14 protein-coding genes and 1 tRNA gene are annotated in these 16,613 nt (G+C 64.0%); 7 read left to right on the forward strand and 8 right to left on the reverse strand.

Annotated elements, in window-relative coordinates:
- Entirely contained in the window at window positions 1–429 is a 429-nt protein-coding gene (locus AADV58_RS09505; protein ID WP_341743024.1) for a FecR family protein, read from the forward strand.
- The gene (locus AADV58_RS09510; protein WP_298393475.1) at window positions 422–1,006 is read left to right on the forward strand and encodes an OmpA family protein; all 585 of its coding nucleotides are present in this window, start codon (window positions 422–424) and stop codon (window positions 1,004–1,006) included. The genes AADV58_RS09505 and AADV58_RS09510 overlap by 8 nt, the downstream gene beginning before the upstream one ends.
- Here AADV58_RS09510 and AADV58_RS09515 read toward each other — a convergent pair.
- The 3 genes from AADV58_RS09515 to AADV58_RS09525 are packed head-to-tail and all read right to left on the reverse strand — an operon-like array spanning window position 993 to window position 4,416.
- Entirely contained in the window at window positions 993–3,113 is a 2,121-nt protein-coding gene (locus AADV58_RS09515) for a CHASE2 domain-containing protein (RefSeq protein ID WP_341743025.1), read from the reverse strand. The two genes, AADV58_RS09510 and AADV58_RS09515, sit on opposite strands and share 14 nt — an antisense overlap.
- Complete coding sequence (locus AADV58_RS09520) at window positions 3,110–4,024, reverse strand: MBL fold metallo-hydrolase (protein WP_298393479.1); 915 nt, start codon at window positions 4,022–4,024, stop codon at window positions 3,110–3,112. The genes AADV58_RS09515 and AADV58_RS09520 overlap by 4 nt, the downstream gene beginning before the upstream one ends.
- A gap of 44 nt (window positions 4,025–4,068) precedes the next feature.
- Window positions 4,069–4,416, reverse strand: coding sequence for an STAS domain-containing protein (locus tag AADV58_RS09525; RefSeq protein WP_298393481.1), 348 nt, complete (start codon window positions 4,414–4,416; stop codon window positions 4,069–4,071).
- A gap of 169 nt (window positions 4,417–4,585) precedes the next feature.
- Here AADV58_RS09525 and AADV58_RS09530 point away from each other — a divergent pair, with 169 nt between their 5' ends.
- Complete coding sequence (locus AADV58_RS09530; RefSeq protein ID WP_424243847.1) at window positions 4,586–6,772, forward strand: YgiQ family radical SAM protein; 2,187 nt, start codon at window positions 4,586–4,588, stop codon at window positions 6,770–6,772.
- A 16-nt stretch (window positions 6,773–6,788) separates the two neighbouring features.
- Window positions 6,789–7,181, forward strand: a complete 393-nt coding sequence (locus AADV58_RS09535; protein ID WP_281984138.1) for a group II truncated hemoglobin — start codon at window positions 6,789–6,791, stop codon at window positions 7,179–7,181.
- 3 nt (window positions 7,182–7,184) lie between these two features.
- Here AADV58_RS09535 and AADV58_RS09540 read toward each other — a convergent pair whose 3' ends face one another.
- A complete protein-coding gene (locus tag AADV58_RS09540) occupies window positions 7,185–8,135 on the reverse strand; it encodes an extracellular catalytic domain type 1 short-chain-length polyhydroxyalkanoate depolymerase (RefSeq protein WP_298393486.1) in 951 nt (316 codons plus the stop codon).
- Window positions 8,136–8,307: 172 nt separating this feature from the next.
- Between AADV58_RS09540 and typA the strand changes: the two genes are divergently transcribed.
- A complete protein-coding gene (gene typA / locus AADV58_RS09545) occupies window positions 8,308–10,149 on the forward strand; it encodes a translational GTPase TypA (protein WP_298393488.1) in 1,842 nt (613 codons plus the stop codon).
- Between the two features lie 5 nt (window positions 10,150–10,154).
- A complete protein-coding gene (locus tag AADV58_RS09550; RefSeq protein ID WP_298393490.1) occupies window positions 10,155–10,310 on the forward strand; it encodes a hypothetical protein in 156 nt (51 codons plus the stop codon).
- On the opposite strand, the gene AADV58_RS09555 is transcribed toward AADV58_RS09550, so the two are convergent.
- The 3 genes from AADV58_RS09555 to AADV58_RS09565 form a co-directional block, all read right to left on the reverse strand.
- Complete coding sequence (locus AADV58_RS09555; RefSeq protein ID WP_341743027.1) at window positions 10,301–12,181, reverse strand: putative bifunctional diguanylate cyclase/phosphodiesterase; 1,881 nt, start codon at window positions 12,179–12,181, stop codon at window positions 10,301–10,303. The two genes, AADV58_RS09550 and AADV58_RS09555, sit on opposite strands and share 10 nt — an antisense overlap.
- Window positions 12,182–12,189: 8 nt before the next feature.
- Window positions 12,190–13,254, reverse strand: a complete 1,065-nt coding sequence (gene moaA / locus AADV58_RS09560; RefSeq protein WP_341743028.1) for a GTP 3',8-cyclase MoaA — start codon at window positions 13,252–13,254, stop codon at window positions 12,190–12,192.
- Window positions 13,255–13,484: 230 nt separating this feature from the next.
- A tRNA-Asn gene (locus AADV58_RS09565) sits at window positions 13,485–13,560 on the reverse strand.
- Between the two features lie 76 nt (window positions 13,561–13,636).
- Between AADV58_RS09565 and AADV58_RS09570 the strand changes: the two genes are divergently transcribed.
- The gene (locus tag AADV58_RS09570) at window positions 13,637–15,304 is read left to right on the forward strand and encodes an AsmA-like C-terminal region-containing protein (protein WP_081700247.1); all 1,668 of its coding nucleotides are present in this window, start codon (window positions 13,637–13,639) and stop codon (window positions 15,302–15,304) included.
- Between the two features lie 51 nt (window positions 15,305–15,355).
- Here AADV58_RS09570 and AADV58_RS09575 read toward each other — a convergent pair whose 3' ends face one another.
- Window positions 15,356–16,561, reverse strand: coding sequence for an amino acid aminotransferase (locus AADV58_RS09575; RefSeq protein ID WP_341743029.1), 1,206 nt, complete (start codon window positions 16,559–16,561; stop codon window positions 15,356–15,358).
- Window positions 16,562–16,613: the final 52 nt, after the last annotated feature.

The following is a 16,613-nucleotide window of genomic DNA, read 5'->3' on the forward strand; positions in this document are numbered from 1 at the left end:
ATGATTGTCGGCATGGCCGGCAGTCTTTCCGCGTTGGCGGCCGACGTGGCCGGCATGGTCAAGACGAGCAGCGGCCGGGTTGTCATCGAGCGTCAGGGCGAAACCCTGCCGGCTCCGGTGGGCACCCAGGTACGGGTTGCCGATCGCGTGCGTACCGGTGGCGATGGCGCCGTCGGCGTGACCTTGCGCGACAACACCTTGCTTTCCGCCGGCCCGGGCTCGCTGGTGGTGATCGACAAATTCGCTTTCGACAGTTCGACGCTGGATGGCCGGATGTCGGTCGGCGTCCGTAAAGGGACGCTGTCGGTCGCTACCGGCAAGATCGCCAAGCGGACACCGGAATCGGTCGATTTCCATACGCCGACCTCGGTGCTTGGCGTTCGCGGCACCGAGTTCATCATCGAGGTCGCCGGAGGCAGCAATGAATAAGTTGCTGCTGCCGGGGCTGGCGTTACTCCTGCTGGCCGGTTGTGCCAGCGAGCGCGTGGTCCTGCTGCCGTCGCCCGACGGCAAGCCGGCCGCCGTCGTGCTGCGGGATCGCGCTGGTACCGAACAGGTGCTCGACCAGCCCTACGCGGCGACGGTTCGGCGTCTTGGCATCAATCGTGCCGATCAGACCGATGCCGAAACGGTGCAGGCCCGTTACGCGCAGACCTTGCAGGCGCTGCCGGTGCGTCCGGTCAGCTTCGTGCTCTATTTCGAACTCGGCAGCGATCGTCTGACGCCCGAGTCCGAGGCCGAGTTTGCCCGGGTCAGGCAGGAAGTTGCAGCGCGCACGGCGCCTGAGGTCATGGTCATCGGCCATACCGACCGGGTCGGTTCGGTGGAAGCCAACGACGCGCTGTCATTGCAGCGGGCGCAGACCATGCGCGATCTGCTGGTGGCTGAGGGCCTGCCGGCAGAAAAACTCGAAGTCGCCGGTCGCGGTGAGCGGGAGCCGCTGGTGGCCACCGCCGACGAGGTCGAGGAAGCGCGTAACCGCCGGGTGGAAATCAATATCCGCTGAGCGGTCCGTTCCAGCGCAGCAGCAGCAGGGTCAGGTCATCGGCCGGCGCCGCGCCGGCCTCGAAGCGCCGGACCGCGTCGCGGATCAGCGCGCATTGCTGGCTCGGTGAGGCGTCGGGGAGCGTCGCCAGGCAGTCGGCCAGCCGCTGCGTGCCAAATAGTTCGCCGCCGTCACCGGCCTCGCTGACGCCATCGGTGAACAGGCAGAGCAGGTCGCCGGGCGACAAGGTGCTCCGGCCGGCAACGTAAGGGTAGTCGCCCAGCGCACACAGGGGCGGACCAGCGATGGTCTCAGTATCGATGCGCAGGATGTCTGCGCCGCGCTTGAGCATCGGCGCATCGTGGCCGGCACAGACGTAATCCAGCGTTCCGGATTCGACGTCGAGAATGGCGATGAAGGCGGTGACGAACAGATAGGCCGGATTTTCCCGGCTGAGTTCGCGTTCGATGTCCTGCACGGCGGCGGCCAGATCGTCGTGGCGGCGGGCCAGTGTGCCGCTCAGGGTCTTGGAGATGGCCATGAACAGGCTGGCCGGCACGCCCTTGCCGGAAACGTCGCCGATGGCGATGCACAGGCGCTGCCGGTCGAGCATGAAACAGTCGTAGTAATCGCCGCCGACGGCTCGGGCGGGTTCGAGCACGGCGCCGATGGCGAAACGCTTTTCTCCGGCAAAGCACTTTTCCGGGTCGGGCAGCAGGCCCATCTGGATTTTGCGGGCGGCATCGAGTTCGCCGGCGACGCGGGCGGCTTCCTCGCGGCTGCTCTGCAACTGGCGTTCCGCTTCGCGGCGGCGGGCGTCGGCGGCAATCAGCGTGCTGCCGAGCAGGGCCATGAAGACCGGGGCCAGGAGGACGCTCAGCGACGGTCCGTCGAACAGCCAGCGACCGGCCAGGAAGGCCAGGTAACCGCTGCCGACCAGGCTCAGGCTGAGGCCGGCGAAGGTGAAGACCGCGTAACGCGGACGTAGCGCCGGCACGGCAGCGATCAGCAACAATCCGCCAAACAGCAGGGCGCTCATCTCGACCAGCGGCATCCAGTGCGGCCGGCGCAAAGCGGCTTGCTCGAGCAGGCTTTCGATGACCTGGGCGTGAATGTCCACGCCGGGCAGACTGTCGCCGAGCGGGCTGATCACCCGGTCCTGCAGGCCGATGCTGTTGAAACCGACGATGACGAAGCGCGAGGCGAATATTTCCGGCGGATGCACGCCGCCCAGGACGTCGGCCGCCGATAGATAGTAGTTGGCGCTGGCCTTGCCGAAGTGCAGCAGCAGTTCGCCGTTGGCCTGCGTCGGCAGGTGGTAGTCGCCGATCCGGATGCCGCGCATGCCGGCGCTGCTCTGGTCGACCGCGACCTCGCCGCCGCCCAGCGCCTGGCGCACCATTTCCAGCGGCAGCGACAGGTAGGGCTGGTCGTGAATGAAGGCCAGCGTGGGGACCCGGCGCAGGATGCCGCGTTCGCCGTGGCTGGCCAGATTGTCCGGGGTGGCGTTGATGAAGCCCTCGCTGCCGGCTGCGGTCTGGAGTTCGGGGCGGCTGGCGAGGGCGCTGGCAAAGTGCGGCAGGGCGGTCGTCGCGGCGGGGTCCATTGTTACCGCCGGCAGGGGATGCAGCGGCTTCCGGGCGCCCGGCAACTCGCGGGACAGGCCGACGACCGCCAGCGTGCTCGGGGCGCGGCCGACGACCTCGGCCAGGACCGCATCCGGGTCGGGCAAACCGTGCAGCAGGTGGGCGCTGCCGGGCAGGCGACGGGCGATCAGTTCGGGGGCATGCTGGTCGCGCTCGGCGAAAACGAAGTCGAGACCGACGGCCAGCGGTTCGCCGGCCTGTATCCTGGTCAACAAGCGGGCGACCAGATCGCGCGGCCAGGGCCACTGGCCATGGGCAACCAGACTCTGGCTGTCGATGCCGACGACGATGACCGGCTCGTTCTCGCGTTGTCTCGGCTGCAGTCGCTGATAGCGGTCGAACTGGCTGGCCTGCAGGTTGTGCAAGGGCGTGCGCTCGATGTTGTGCAGCAGGCCGGCGGCTATCGCCAGCAGCACGACCGGGAACAGGCGTCCCCGCCCGGCGCGCAGCAGGGCCGCGGCGAGGGCGGTCAGGCGGCTCACAATTCGACGATCAGTCCGTCGTAAGCGGAGACGATCTCCAGCGGCGCCCGATCGCCGCGCGTGATTTGCTCAAGGCGGCGGGTTTCGGCGAGCAGTCGGCTGAGCTGTTTGTCGTCGTGGATCGGTTCGTGGTGGAACAGCGCCAGCTTCTTGGCGGCAGCGGCCTGGCACAACTCGACGCCAACGACATTGCTCGAATGTCCCCAGTCCGATTTGACCGAGGCGGCCTCGGCCAGCGAGTACATGGCGTCGAAGATGACCAGGTCGGCCTTGTCGAAGAAGCGGATGAATTCGTCGAAGGATTCGATGTCGTCGAGCTTGTGTTCCGAGTCGGTGCTGTAGACCACCGATTTGTCGACGCTGTCGAAACGGTAGCCGTAGGAGTCGCCGGCATGCAGTTGCAACTTGGGCGTGACGTTCAGGCCGCAGATGAAATGCGGTTTGCCCGGCGTCATCAGGTCGAATTCGATTTTCGCGCCGGCCTGCGAGTAATCCACGGGAAAGCAGGGGGCTCGCATCTGCAGGCGGATGGCTTCCTCGAGTTGCGCGTGGCAACCGTGGATGACGATCCGGTTGCCCGGAATGTACATCGGCGTGAAGAACGGGAATCCCATCAGGTGATCCCAGTGCAGGTGCGAGACGAAGATGTGATAGGTCTGCGGGTTGGGCACGCCGAAACGGGCGATCTTGGCCTGGCCGAGCGGGCGGGCGCCGCTGCCCATGTCACAGATGATGTGTTCAGGGCAGTCGGCGACGATCTCGACGCACGAGGAATTGCCGCCGAAGGTCGAGCTGACGGCAAAAGGCAGGCTGTCGACGAATTCGTCGATGGCGGCGCGATTGCGGAAACTCCGGCCATTGGCGGTAACCAGCGCGGAAACGATCTTTTCCCGGATGTCGTGACTGGTCATTGCCGTCGGCAATGAGCCCCGGGTACCCCAGAAAACCACCTGTTTCATTGGCCGAGTACCTTGCAGGCTGCGTCCACGCTGGCATAGCAGGGAACGATCAGGTTGAAGCGGCTGATCGTGAACACTTCCTGGACCAGGGGCGTTAACGCGGCGATGGCGAAGCTGCCTTGCTGGGCCTTGGCCTGGCGCGAGGCCATCATCAGGACGCGCAGTCCGGCGCTGCTGATGTAGATCACGCCGGAGAAATCGAGCAAGACCGGCAATTGACCCTGGGAGCAGTTGGCCAGCAAGGGGTCGAGTGCCCGGGTGAACTCTTCTGCAATGCTGTGGTCTATGCGACCGCCGACTTCGACGATCAGCACGCCTGACTGTTCGCGGATGGGTAGATTCATCGTTGCCTGAAAGCTTTACGGGCGTTGAAAAATCCAAGTATGCCATGGCACTTGGCACACTTAGGTAAAATATTGCATGCTTACAAACACCACTCAGCCAGCCATTCGTCCGCTCTTCTCGTGGCGCAAATTCTGGGCCCACCGCTTTGGTCCGGCGCCCTTCCTGCCGATGTCCCGGGCCGAAATGGACCAGCTCGGCTGGGACTCCTGTGACATCATCCTGATCACCGGCGACGCTTACATCGACCACCCGAGTTTCGGCATGGCGCTGATCGGGCGCCTGCTCGAGGCCCAGGGCTTCCGCGTCGGCATCATCAGCCAGCCGGACTGGAATTCGGCGGCCGACTTCCGCCAACTGGGCAAGCCCAACCTGTTCTTCGGCGTCACCGCCGGCAACATGGATTCGATGGTCAACCGCTACACCTCGGACCGCAAGCCCCGCTCGGACGACGCCTATACGCCGCACGGCGAGGCCAACAAGCGCCCCGACCGAGCCGTCACCGTCTATGCCCAGCGCTGCCGCGAGGCCTTTCCCGGTTCGGCCGTGGTGATCGGTTCGATCGAGGCCAGCCTGCGGCGCATTGCGCACTACGATTACTGGTCGGACAAGGTGCGCCGCTCGGTGCTGCCCGATTCCAAGGCCGACCTGCTGGTCTTCGGCAATGCCGAACGCGCCATCGTCGAACTGGCGCATCGCCTGGCCAAGGGCGAGAAGATTTCGGAAATCCGCGACCTGCGCGGCACCGCCTTCATGGTCGGGCGCGACTGGCTGCCGTCCGCTGAGTGGGAAGAGATGGATTCGACCGAGGTCGATACGCCCGGACCCTTGGTCAAGCACGCCGATCCCTACGCGATGGACGAGGGCACTGACAAGAATGCCTGTGCGACGCCGGCTGCCACCGATGGCGCCCAACCGGTGCGCATCGTCTCGCGCGCCGAGCGCCTGGCCGCCCGGCGCGAACGCCGCGCCCATACCGTCGTCCGCCTGCCGGCCTACGAGCAGGTCAAGGACGATCCGGTGCTCTATGCCCACGCCTCGCGCACCTTTCACCTCGAATCCAACCCGGGCAACGCCCGCGCCTTACGCCAGGCGCACGGCGAGCGCGACGTCTGGCTGAATCCGCCGCCGGTGCCGCTGATTACCGAGGAACTCGACGGTGTCTACGAGCTGCCCTATGCCCGTCGGCCGCATCCGGCCTACGGCGAGGCCAAGATTCCGGCCTGGGAAATGATCCGCTTCTCGGTCAACATCATGCGCGGCTGCTTTGGTGGCTGTACCTTCTGTTCGATCACCGAGCACGAAGGGCGCATCATCCAGAGTCGCTCCGAAGATTCGGTGATCCGCGAAATCGAGGAAATGCGCGACAAGACGCCGGGGTTCACCGGCATCGTTTCCGATCTCGGCGGGCCAACCGCCAACATGTACCACCTCAAATGCAAGGACGAGAAGATCGAAGCGGCCTGTCGCCGGCTGTCCTGCGTCTATCCCGACATCTGTGAAAACCTCGGCACCGACCATACGCCGCTGATTTCGCTGTACCGCCGGGCGCGCAGCCTGAAGGGCGTCAAGAAGGTGCTGATCGGCTCCGGCCTGCGTTACGACCTGGCGGTGCGCTCGCCCGAGTACATCAAGGAACTGGTCCAGCACCACGTCGGCGGCTACCTGAAGATCGCCCCGGAGCACACCGAGGACGGCCCGCTGTCGAAGATGATGAAACCCGGCATTGGCACTTACGACCGCTTCAAGCAGTTGTTCGACCGCTTTTCCCGCGAGGCCGGCAAGGAACAGTACCTGATCCCGTATTTCATCGCCGCGCACCCGGGCACCCAGGATACGGACATGGTCAACCTGGCGCTGTGGCTCAAGAAGAACAACTTCCGCCTCGACCAGGTGCAGACCTTCCTGCCGACGCCGATGGCGCTGGCGACGACCATGTATCACACCGAGAAGAACCCGCTGAAAAAGCTGCACCGGCAGGGCGGGGAAACCGTCGGCGCCGTGCGCGGGGCGCGCCAGCGCAAGCTGCACAAGGCTTTCCTGCGTTATCACGACCCGGAAAACTGGCCGCTGCTGCGCGAGGCCTTGAAGGAAATGGGTCGCGCCGACCTGATCGGCAACGGCAAGAAGCAGCTGGTGCCAGCCTGGCAACCGGCTGGTACTGGCATGAAGGCAGCGGCAGCCGTTGCCGCAGTCTCAAGAGCGGCGCCGGGCGGAAAATCTGCGCCTGCCAGACCGGGGGGCTCGACCCACGGCAAGCCGCGTACCGGTCATGCAGCCTCGGCGGCCCGTCCGGCGAACGCGCAGCGTCCTTCCGGTCAGCGTCCTGCGCCGCGCAAGAAAAATTCACCACGATAAAAACAGGGAGAACCGCATGGAAGAAAAACAGGCCACCACCTACGAGAAAATCGGCGGCGAAGCGATGGTCGGCAAGCTGGCCGACCGCTTCTACGAACTGATGGACACCGTTCCCCAGTTCGCCGAGCTGCGCGCGATGCACCCGCCCAGCCTGGCCGGCTCGCGCGACAAGCTGTTCAAGTTCCTCTCCGGCTGGTTCGGCGGCCCCGACCTGTTCGTCGAGGAATACGGCCATCCGCGTCTGCGCGCGCGCCACATGCCCTTCGCCATCGGTACGCTCGAGCGCGACCAGTGGGTCGCCTGCATGGTGCTGGCGATGGAGGATGTCGGCATCGAGGAAGACATCCGCAAGGTCTTGCTGAACAACTTCTTCAATACCGCCGACTTCATGCGCAACAAGGAAGGCTGAGTTTCAGCGCCGGGCGCCTGACACTTCGCTGAAGAAAGTCCAGATCGCCTCGCTGGCGTCAAGCGCCTGCGAGGCGTTTTCCTTGCCGCGGCGGACGGCCTCGGCGCCCGGCCAGGAATGGCCGCCGTCGGCGGTGACGCAGAGCTGGACGGTGGCGCCGTCGCGGCAGCCGCGGTAGCGTTCGCACCAGGCGCCAGGTCGTTCCAGTGTGCGTTCGGGTTGCGTCTGGCAGGCGTTGCGGCCGACCCAGCGCTTGACCGTTTCCGGCGCCGAGACGAAATCCATGACCTTGCTCGCATCGCGAAAGGCGTCCGGGCCGGCGCCGCCGTCGAACAGCACATGCGTGTCGTTGCGCGCGTGGATGTGCAGGACCGGCACCGGCCGCGCCGGTCGGCATTCGGCGACGGCCTCGGTACCGGCGACGGCGGCCACTGCGCGGACCAGGTCGGCGGCTTCGCAGGCCAGCCGGTAGGCCATCATGGCACCGTTCGACATGCCGGTGGCGAAAACGCGCTGGCGATCGATTGCCACCCGGCGGCCGATATCGGCGACCACGGCGCGGCTGAAGCCGACGTCGTCGCTGCCGCGGTCACGCGCATCGCCGCAGCAGCCGCCGGCGTTCCAGGTGGCCAGCCGGCCGCGCGGCAAGCGGCTGTATCCATTGGGAAAGGCGACGACGAAACCGGCCTCGCGCGCCTTGCTGATCAAACCGTAGCGTGCGTCGTCGGCCATGAACTCGGCGTGTCCGCCGCCGCCGTGAAAGGCCAGCACCAGTGGCGCTGGCTTGCTGGTATCCAGACCGGGCGGAACGTACAGCGCGTAGCGGCGCTTCTCGCCGTCGTGGCGGATATCCACCATCCTGGCTTCGTCATGCTTGCTTCGGTCCTGCCAGCTTGCGGCTACCGGTGCGGCAAGCAGCGCCAGGAGGCAGAGGGTGAGGGCGCGATGCAGCATTTTGGGTACTCCGGGAGGTCTTGCCGCGAGCATAGGCAAGCTGCGGTTTGCTGTCCAATCGCAGTTGTTAGCAAACTTAAAATTATTTATCGGCTTGTTCGAGCAAATATGCTGCGACGCAGCATGGGATGGTAGAATCACGCCTTTGATTTTTCTGACTATTCCTACAAACATGTCCGCACGCCCCATCCGCAACATCGCCATCATCGCCCACGTCGACCACGGCAAGACCACGCTGGTCGACCAGCTGCTCCGCCAATCCGGTACTTTCGCAGCCCACCAGCAGGTGGTCGATTGCGTGATGGACTCCGGTGACATCGAAAAAGAACGCGGCATCACCATCCTGTCCAAGAACACCGCCGTCGAATACGAAGGCATCCACATCAACATCGTCGATACCCCGGGCCACGCGGACTTCGGCGGTGAAGTCGAGCGCGTGCTCGGCATGGTCGATGGCGTGGTGCTGCTGGTCGACGCCGCCGAAGGCCCGATGCCGCAAACCCGTTTCGTGACCAAGAAGGCGCTGGCCCAGGGCCTGCGTCCGATCGTGCTGGTCAACAAGGTCGACCGCGACGGCGCCGATCCGGACAATGCTGTCAACCTGACCTTCGACCTGTTCGACAAGCTCGGCGCCACCGACGAGCAGCTCGATTTCCCGATCGTTTACGCTTCCGGCCTCAACGGCTGGGCGGCGATGGAACTCGACCAGCCGCGCGAAAACATGAAGCCGCTGTTCGACACCATCCTGCGCCATGTGCCGGCCCCCGATGCTGATGTCGACGCGCCGCTGCAGCTGCAGATTTCCGCGCTCGATTATTCGTCCTACGTCGGTCGCATCGGCGTCGGCAAGATCATCCGCGGCCGCGTCAAGACCGGCCAGAACGTGATGGTCATGTTCGGCACCGAAGAAGAGGCCGCCGAGCACGACCGCTCGCCGATCAAGGCCAAGATCGGTCAGGTGTTCGGCTACAAGGGCCTGAACAAGGTCGAGATGGAAGAGGGGCTGGCCGGTGACATCGTCCAGATCACCGGTATCGAGGATCTGGTGCTGGGTTGTACCGTGACCGATCCGGACCAGCCGGAAGCACTGCCGCTGCTGAAGATCGACGAACCGACGCTGTCCATGCAGTTCATGGTCAACACCAGCCCGCTCGCCGGCACCGAAGGCAAGTTCGTCACCAGCCGCCAGATCCGCGATCGCCTGCACAAGGAACTGCTGACCAACATGGCGCTGCGCGTGCATGACACCCCGAACGGCGACGTCTTCGACGTGGCCGGCCGCGGCGAACTGCACCTCGGCATCCTGCTCGAAAACATGCGCCGCGAAGGCTACGAACTGGCCGTCGGTCGTCCGCGCGTGGTCAAGAAGGTCATCGACGGCGTCGAATGCGAGCCGTACGAGCAGCTGACCGTCGACGTCGAGGAAGAACACCAGGGCGGCGTCATGGAAGCGCTCGGCCTGCGCAAGGGCGAGATGCTCGACATGGTGCCGGACGGTCGCGGTCGCGTTCGTATCGAATATCGCATCCCGGCCCGCGGCCTGATCGGTTTCCAGGGCGAGTTCATGAACCTGACCCGCGGCAACGGCCTGATGAGCCACGTCTTCGACGAATACGCCCCGGTCAAGGAAGGCACCGTCGCCGAGCGTCGCAACGGCGTGCTGATCTCGCAGGACAACGGCGAAGCCGTGGCCTACGCGCTGTGGAAGCTGCAGGATCGCGGCCGCATGTTCGTCAGCCCGGGCGAAAAGCTGTACGAGGGCATGATCATCGGCATCCACAGCCGCGAGAACGATCTGGTCGTGAACCCGATCAAGGGCAAGCAGCTGACCAACGTCCGCGCCTCGGGGACTGACGAAGCCGTCCGTCTGGTGCCGCCGGTCCAGCTCAGCCTGGAAGCTGCCGTCGAATTCATCGACGAGGACGAACTGGTGGAACTGACGCCGAAGTCGATCCGTCTGCGCAAGCGCCATCTGACGGAAATCGAACGCAAGCGGGCGCAACGCGGCCTGTAATTGTCATGCGCTTCTGCCAGCCCTGCCGGGAACTGGTACAGCGTCACCGGAAGGCGGCCCGTTGGGTCGCCTTTTTCATTGGTCTGTCGATTTTCTTCACCTTGCTCGGCCTGGTCAGCGACCCGGTCAATGGCATCGGTTTCTGCAAGGTTTATCCCTGAGCGGGCGGTGTCTGACTCAGGAAGCGTTCGGCAAACTGCGCGTGCGGCAGCGGGCGGCTGACCAGGTAGCCTTGCACCACATCGCAGCCCAGTGCCGCCAGGATGTCCCACTGGGCTTGTGTCTCGACCCCTTCGGCGACGACTTCCAGCGACAGGCTGTGCGCCATGGCAATGATCGCCCGGACCAGCGGCTCGCTGTTGTGCTGCTGTTCGTCGTCGAGCAGCCCGGTGATGAAGGCGCGGTCGATCTTGAGTGAGCCGACCGGCAGCCGCTGCAGGTAGGAGAGGGACGAGTAACCGGTGCCGAAATCGTCGAGGGCGATGCCGATGCCGGCCGCACGCAGGCGCGACAGCTGGTCGACACCGTCGCCACCGGGGTCGAGGACGACCGACTCGGTGACTTCAACATCCATCGCCGATGTCGGCAAGCCGTTTTCCGCCAGGGTGTCGAGTATCCGTTGCGAGACGGAAGGGCGCCAGAACTGGCGCGGCGACAGGTTGATGGCGATCGGCGGAATCCCGCCGTAAAGCTGCCGCCATTCGGCAATCTGCCGGGCGGCACGGTCGATGACCCAGTCGCCGAGCGGGACGATCAGTCCGCATTCCTCGGCGACCGGAATGAACTGGTCCGGCGGGATCATGTTGTCGCCGTCGCGCCAGCGCAGCAGGGCCTCGGCGCCGACCAGTCGACCATCGGCCAGGCTGAGCTTGGGCTGGTAGTGCAGTTCGAAACAATCGTCCTGAAGTGCCTTGCGCAGTCGCGTTTCGAGCGATATCCGCAAGCTCAGGCGCTCATCCATCTGCGGCGTGTGGAAACGGATGGCGTTGCCGCCCAGGGCCTTGGCCGCATACATTGCCGCATCGGCGTGACGCAACAGGGTTTCGCCGTCGCTGGCATCTTCCGGAAACAGGCTGATGCCGATGCTGGCGGTACTCAGGAAAGTCGTGTCGTCATCGACCAGCGGTTCGCCGAGCGCGTCCTTGAGTTTCTGGGCAACAGCCAGCGCCGTGGCGCCATCGCTTTGCGGCAGGATGATGATGAATTCGTCACCGCCCTGGCGATAGAGCTGACTGCCGGCCGGCAACAGGTTGCGCAGGAGGATGCTGACGGTTTGCAGCATGCGGTCGCCGGCACGGTGACCGAGGCTGTCGTTGATGTTCTTGAAGCGGTCTAGGTCGATGAACAGGACGGCCAGCGTTTGTTGCTGCCGGCCGGCTTCGTCGATGGCGGCCTGCAGTTGTTCGGCGAAAAGCAGGCGGTTGGGCAGACCGGTCAGGCTGTCGTGGCGAGCCAGGAACTCCAGTTCCTCCTGATGTTGCCGGCGTTCGGTGATGTCGGTGACCGAGCCGACCATCTGGTAAGCGGTTCCGTGCCGGTCGCGGACGGCCAGTCCGCGCGAGGCGATCCAGCGGTACTGCCCGTCGCTGGCCAGTACCCGGTACTCGCAATAGAAATGATCGGTTTCGCCCTTGATGTGCCGGGCGACTTCGCGATTGTAGAAAGCAACGTCGTCCGGATGCACCAGGCGGAGCCAGGCGTGGGTGTCGGGCAGGAAGTCCTCACGATAGCCCAGTATCTGGAGGAGCCGGGAGCCGACGCGAAGTTTCTTGCTGACCGGGTCCCAATCCCAGAAGCCGTCGTGTGCAGCCTGCATGGCCAGTTGGTAGGCCTGGGAAATCGAGCGGTAATGCTGGAATTCGGCATTTGCCAGCCAGAGCATCGCGACGCCGGCCACACTCAGCAGCAGGACGGAAAACAGGCCGGGCAGGAGAAGATTCAAGGCAAGACCGACCACCGCCAGGGCAATCGCGCCAAGAATCGCCGTCGGATACTGCAGCGACGATAACCAGGAAGCCTTGACCGCAGGCATGGCGCTGGTCAGCCGCCGGTCATCGACATGAAGCGGATGACCTGTGGGTTGTTCATCTGGTTGGAGAAGTCATGCCCGAAGGGCTTGATTCCCATGCTGTCCATTATCGCCTGGCGGAGTGCGAGGTCGTCGCCGCTGCGCAGCACCGGCAGCAGGTTGAGGGCGTCGTTCTGTCCCAGGCAGGGGTAGAGTTCTCCCTTGGCGGTGATGCGCACCCGGTTGCAGCTGTCGCAGAAATTGTGGCTGTGCGGCGAAATGAAACCGACCCGTGTTTCACAACCGGGAATCCGCCAGTAACGCGCCGGCCCGCCGGAGTTTTCGTCCGATGGCGTCAGTTCGAAGTGCTGTCCGAGCAGTGCCAGGGTTTCCTCGGTGGAAATGTAGGTCTGGCTGCGTCCATGGATTTCGCCCAACGGCATTTCCTCGATGAAGGAAATATCCAGGCCCTGGGCAATGGCAAAACGGACCAGGTCGACAAATTCATGATCGTTGGTGCCGCGCATCATCACCGTGTTCAGTTTGGTGCGGCGGAAACCGGCCGTCGATGCCGCCTCGATGCCGCGCAATACCTTGCCCAGTTCGCCGATCCGCGTGATCTGCCGGAAGCGCTCCGGGTCGAGGGTGTCGAGGCTGATGTTCAGGCGTCTGACGCCGGCCGCCTTGAGCGGTTCGGCAAAGCGGTCGAGTTGCGAACCGTTGGTGGTCAGCACCAGGTTGTCTAAGCCGGGCAGGGCACCAAGACGTTCGATCAGCCACATGACGTTCTTGCGCACCAGCGGCTCGCCGCCGGTCAGTCGCAATTTGTTCACGCCCAGGCCGACGAAAGCTTCGGCCACCCGCAGCGATTCTTCGAGACTCATGACTTGATTGCGTGGCAGGAAGGTCATTTCCTCAGCCATGCAATACGTGCAGCGGAAGTCGCAGCGATCCGTGATCGACAGGCGTACATAGCTGACGTGGCGACCGTATTTGTCGACCAACGTACCTGGCTGATGGCCGGTCGTATTCGCTACGGGGCGGAAGTCGGCGAGGCTTGCGGGCGCATCCTCGACATGCAGGGTTTCGTTGCGCATGGGCCGGATTATCAGCGCTCGAAACACGCGTAACAAGGGGGTAGATCGAAATGGGTAGTCGCCGGATTTGCCTTTGTCATCATCGGGCGGCGGGTGGCGTGGGTAATTATGCTAATATCTTCCCTCGCTACGGCCAAGCGGCTTGTTTTTCCGTTAAATTTTCCCATGTCGGTTCGACGTGCCGGAAAAACAAAAAGCCCAGCGGCATGGCTGGGCTTTTTAATGGAACTTGGCTCCCCGACCTGGGCTCGAACCAGGGACCTACGGATTAACAGTCCGGCGCTCTACCGACTGAGCTATCGGGGAATTGAAGCGAGCATTATAGGAGTAGAATGCCGGTGAGTCAAGTCTTCTCGGTCGTTTCTGGAATGGAAGTTGCGCCATGAATTCCGGTTTGGTCTATGCAAAAACCCCTATTGGGGATGAGGCTGTTCGTCAGAGTACGCGGGTTGTCCAGCGTAATCTGCGGATGGTGCTGGTCCAGGTGGACGGAAAGATGACGGTTGGCGAATTGTCGGCCAAGATCGGCAATTCACGCCTGGTGGAAAATGCCATCGACGAACTGGAGCGCGGCGGTTATATCGTGCCACTGGCCAAGGCGGCTGCCGCCTGGGAGTTGGGTAAGCCCAAGTCCCGCAAGGAACAGGTTTCTGCCATTTCCCAGTTTTCCACTTTCGGTTCGGGCGCTGCTTCGGGGCCGACAAGCCTTGGCGCGCAAAGTCAGGTCAGCCGTTTTTCCTCCTTTGGCAAACCCATCCTGCCGACGGCGGCGCCGGTCGCTGAAGCGCCAGGTTTCCAGCCGGAATTCGAGCCGGACATCCATGACGATGTGCCGGCTCCGGCCGGTCGTCTGCCCCGTCTACTGGCCTTGGGCGGCGTCGGCTTGCTGGCATTCCTGGTCTTGCTGGTCATCTTTTTCCCTTACGGCAACTATCGCGCCGACATCGAGCGCGAACTGGGCGGCATGCTTGCGGCGCCGGTCACGGTTGGCAATGTTTCGCTCAGGCTCTTGCCGGCGCCACATTTATCCTTGCAGGGAATCACCATTGGCGCGGCCGGTGGTGGTGTTATCGATGCCATCGAAATTCATCGCCCATGGGGGATGATTTTGTCCGGGGCTGCCGGCGTCAAGGATGTCACGGTTGCTGGCGCCAGTATTCCGGTTGAACAGCTGCTGGCCTTGCCGGCGATTGGCAAGTCGCCGGCGATACCCTTGCCGGCCATGCGTCAGCTCACGCTCAGCGACTTCCGGGTCAATGCCGGGAATTCGGTATTTTTTGGTCCGTTCGGCGGACGTCTCCTGCTGTCTTCCGGGCAACTGGAAAGCGCCTCGCTGGAGACGCCGGATCGTAGTGTCCTGATCACGGCCAGGACGCTTGCCCAGGGTGTCGATCTGAAGATGGAAGGGCGTGCCTGGCGATTACCGGGGGTTCCCGTGACTTTCCCCGTCCTGCAGGCCAAGGTGGTGCTGGAAGAAAATCGCCTGCAGCTCGGCGACATCGATGCCAGTTTCTTCGGTGGCTTGCTCAAGGGCAACTGGACGCTGAGTTGGGGGACTGGCTTGGCGATGTCGGGTAATGGCGAGTTGACCCGTCTCGATCTGCGTCGTATCGGTGCCGACCTGATACCGCAGATGACGGCCGAAGGCGATCTCAGCGGCAGTATCCGGATTGCGGCTCGCGGAGACGACTGGCAGGCGCTCTGGCGAAATGCCTCGGCGCAGTTGCAGATCGATGTCACCCGCGGACTGATGAACGGCATGGATATTGGCGAAGCCGCAAGGCGCGGTCCCGGATCGCTGGTCCGCGCCGGGGCCACGCGTTTCGACAGATTGCAGGCCGATGTTGGTGTCGACGCGCAGGGCGTTTCCTTGCGCGACATCCGGCTTGATGCCGGTCTGCTGACTGCCTCGGGGCAGTTGCGGGTTGCGCCTGGCGGCGAGGTCAATGGCGCAATGGTGGCGCTGGCGCGCTCCTCGGTATCGACGACGCGGGTTCCGCTGGCGGTTAGCGGCAGCCTGCCGACCTTGACCCTGAGCGCGGGAAGATAAAAAAAGGGCGGGAAAAATTCCCGCCCTTCGTTTTTGGTCAGTGCCGTCTGCTTACTTGGTGACGGCGGCGACTGCCTTGGCGACGTAGTCGATGTTCTTGCTGTTCAATGCAGCCAGACAGATGCGACCGGTCGATACGGCGTAGATGCCGAATTCTTCCTTCATGCGTTCAACCTGAGCAGCGGTCAGGCCGGTATAGGAGAACATGCCGCGTTGCTGGGTGACGAAGGAGAAGTCCTGGGCACAGCCGGTGGCCTTGATCGCGTCGACCAGACCGCCACGCATGGCGCGGATGCGATCACGCATGCCAGCCAGCTCGGCTTCCCACTGGGCGCGCAGTTCGGTCGATGCCAGCACGGCGGCAACCAGGGCGCCGCCATGGATCGGCGGGTTCGAGTAGTTGGTGCGAATGACGCGCTTGACCTGCGACATGACGCGGGCCGACTCTTCCTTGGAAGCGGTGACCACCGACAGGGCGCCGACGCGCTCGCCGTACAGCGAGAAATTCTTGGAGAACGAGCTGGAGGCGAAGAACTGCAGGCCGGAAGCCGAGAAGGCGCGGATCGCGACGGCATCGGCATCGATGCCGTCGGCGAAGCCCTGGTAGGCCATGTCGAGGAAGGGCACCAGGCCGCGTTCCTGGCAGATGCCGACGACTTCGGCCCACTGGGCGTCGCTCATGTCGGCGCCGGTCGGGTTGTGGCAGCAGGCGTGCAGCAACACGACCGAGCCTGGGGTCATCTTGTTCAGGTCGGCCTTCATGCCGGCGAAGTTCACGCCACGGGTGGCGGCGTCGTAGTAGGCGTAGTCTTCGACGATGAAGCCGGCAGCCTCGAACAGGGCGCGGTGGTTTTCCCAGGACGGGTTGCTGATGTAAACCTTGGCGTCCGGGTTCAGGCGCTTCAGGTAGTCGGCACCGATGTTCAGGGCGCCGGTACCGCCGATGGCCTGGGCGGTGATCACACGGCCAGCGGCGAGCAGTTCGGAATCCTTGCCGAAGAGCAGGTTCTGGACGGCGGTGTTGTAGGCCGGGTTGCCTTCGATCGGCTGGTAGCCGCGCGGCAGGCTGGCCTTGACGCGCATATCCTCGGCAGCTTTGACGGCGGCCAGCAACGGAATCTTGCCGTTATCGTCGAAGTACACACCGACGCCAAGGTTGACCTTGGTATCACGCGCATCGGCGTTGAAGGCTTCATTCAGACCGAGGATCGGGTCGCGCGGGGCCATTTCCACCGCAGCGAAGATCGAAGAGGACATTAGCGACTCCGTGAAATAATAGAGAGGGAACAACAATAACGCGCGATGTGTC

The sequence above is a fragment of the Azonexus hydrophilus genome, from assembly GCF_038368255.1.
GTDB lineage: Bacteria > Pseudomonadota > Gammaproteobacteria > Burkholderiales > Rhodocyclaceae > Azonexus > Azonexus hydrophilus.